Origin of the sequence: Longimicrobium sp. (assembly GCF_036554565.1) — a bacterium.
Lineage (GTDB): Bacteria > Gemmatimonadota > Gemmatimonadetes > Longimicrobiales > Longimicrobiaceae > Longimicrobium.
This window is the reverse complement of the sequence record NZ_DATBNB010000582.1, coordinates 1-2,467: the sequence shown is the minus strand read 5'-3', so window position 1 is coordinate 2,467 and position 2,467 is coordinate 1. Positions and strand designations below refer to the sequence as shown.

The following is a 2,467-nucleotide window of genomic DNA, read 5'->3' as shown; positions in this document are numbered from 1 at the left end:
ACGGGACCATCCGCCCCGCCGGAAACAAGAACGCGGCCCTGCCCATGCTGGCCGCCACGCTCCTGACCGAAGAGGACGTGTTCCTGGAGAACGTCCCGCGCATCAAGGACGTGCTCACTTTGATGGACCTGCTGCGGGTGCTGGGCGCCGAGGCCGAGTGGACGGGCGACAACGAGGTGCGCGTCCGCGCCGTGAACATCGGCAACACGCAGTTGGACGCAGGCGCCGCGGCGCGCATCCGCGCCAGCATCCTGCTCGCCGGCCCCATGCTGGCGCGCGCGGGAGGGATGCAGCTTCCCCCGCCGGGCGGCGACGTCATCGGCCGCCGCCGCGTGGACACCCACTTCTTCGCCCTGCAGAAGCTGGGCGCCGAGGTGATCGAGGAAAACGGCGTGTGGCGGCTTCAGTCCAGCGGGCTGAAGGGCGTGAACATGTTCCTGGACGAGCCCAGCGTGACGGGAACGGAGAACGCCGTGATGGCCGCCTCCCTGGCCGACGGCGAGACGGTCATCCGCAACGCCGCCGCCGAGCCGCACGTCCAGGACCTGTGCCACATGCTGGTGAAGATGGGGTGCGAGATCGAGGGCATCGGCACGGGCACGCTGCGCATCCAGGGGAAGAAGCGCCTGGGCGGGTGCCGCACCCGCATCACCGCCGACCACATCGAGGTGGGCTCGTTCATCGGCTTGGCGGCGGTGACGCGCGGCGAGATCACCATCGAGGACGCGGCCCCCGAGCACCTGGACAGCACCCTGAACGGCTTCCGGCGGCTGGGGCTGACCATCGAGGTGCGCGGCCAGGACCTGTTCATCCCCGGCGACCAGGACCCCGAGGTGGTGCTGGACCTGGGCGGCCACATCCCCAAGGTGGACGACGGCCCCTGGCCCGCGTTCCCGGCGGACCTTACGTCCATCGCGCTGGTGACGGCCACGCAGGTGAGGGGCACCATCCTCATCCACGAGAAGATGTTCGAGTCGCGCATGTTCTTCGCCGACAAGCTGGTGGGGATGGGCGCGCGCCTGGTGCTGTGCGACCCGCACCGCGTGCTGGTGATCGGTCCCAGCCAGCTTCACGGCGCCATCGTCGAAAGCCCCGACATCCGGGCCGGCATGGGGCTGCTGATCGCCGCGCTGGGCGCCGAGGGGCGCAGCGAGATCTTCAACGTCGGGCAGATCGAGCGCGGCTACGAGCGCATCGACGAGCGCCTTCGCGCGCTGGGCGCAGACATCCGCCGCGCCGACTCGCGCGGCGACGTGGACGACGCGCGCGAAGCCATCGAACGGGCCGGCCGGCACTGATGGAGGAGGGCGGGATGGACGAGCAGAGGCGCAGGCCGGGGATCGGCGAGGGGATCCGCTCCGGAATCGGCATGCTGACGGCGTTCAAGGAGGCCATCGAGGAAAGCATCCGCGAGGCTTCGGAGCGTGGCGACCTGAAGCCGGAGCGCGCGCGGCAGTTCCTGAACGATGCCATGGAGCGCGCGCAGGACGCCGTGGGCGACGTGCGCGAGCGGCTGGATTTCGTGCCTCGCAAGGAGTTCGACGAACTGCGGGCCGAGGTGGAGGAGCTTCGCCGCCGGCTGGACGCGCACCAGGGTGGCTACGGCGGCGGGTCGTCGACGCTCGTCCTCCCGCCCGTCTCTGGATTCGGGGGCACCACCGCGGCCGAGCCGCCGTCGTCGGAGCGCACGGGGGGTGAGGGGCCCACCGAGGCGAGGATGGCGTAGGTGGCGGCTTCCGTGGACGTGCGCGTCGTCGCCGAGGAGCTCGCTCCCGGCGACGTGCCGCTGTGGGTGCATCCGGAGTGGCGCGAGCGGTTTCCCTGGCTGGTGCAGGGCACCACGGGGCGGGGACGCGCGGAGGAGCCGTTCGATCTGGGCCTGTCCAGCGCGCAGCCGGTGTCGGCCGTGCTCGGGCGGTGGCGGAAGCTGCTGGAAGCGACGGGGATGGAAACCGTCGCGCACGCCCGCCAGGTGCACCAGGCAGACCTGTGGATCCACCGCGAGGCGGGCGCGCCGGGGATCGTGGTGATGGACGGCTTCGACGGGCACGTGACCGACCGCCGCGGGCTGCTGGTGACGGCCAGTGTGGCGGACTGCGTTCCCGTGTTCGTGGTCGACCCTGCCTCGTTCGTCGTGGCGATGGTCCACTCGGGGTGGCGCGGGACGGCGGCGGGGATCGTGGAGCGCGCCGTCCATCGCGTGGTAGAAAGCTGGCAGTCGGACCCGGCGCGGCTGTACGTGCACTGCGGCCCAGCCATCTGCGGAGAATGCTACGAGGTGGGCCCGGAGGTGCACGCCGCCGTCCGCCCCGACGCCGAGCCGCCCGCGGGTCCCACCTGCATCAACCTGCGCGCGGCGATCGCGGAGCGCGTCATAGTTATGGGCGTGCCGGCCGAGCACGTGACCGTGTCCGCCCACTGCACCCGCTGCGGCGAGCCCGACTTCTTTTCGCACCGTGGCGGGTCC

Annotated in this window: 3 protein-coding genes; all 3 read left to right on the top strand. The window is 71.6% G+C overall.

What is annotated here, in order from left to right:
• A partial coding sequence (murA, locus tag VIB55_RS16000; RefSeq protein ID WP_331877663.1) for a UDP-N-acetylglucosamine 1-carboxyvinyltransferase occupies positions 1–1,298 on the top strand: 1,298 nt, incomplete at its 5' end.
• A 14-nt stretch (positions 1,299–1,312) separates the two neighbouring features.
• Positions 1,313–1,726: a hypothetical protein gene (locus VIB55_RS15995; RefSeq protein WP_331877662.1), complete on the top strand. Its 414-nt coding sequence runs from the start codon at positions 1,313–1,315 to the stop codon at positions 1,724–1,726.
• Positions 1,727–2,467 (top strand): polyphenol oxidase family protein (locus tag VIB55_RS15990; RefSeq protein ID WP_331877661.1); only part of this gene is annotated, 741 nt, incomplete at its 3' end.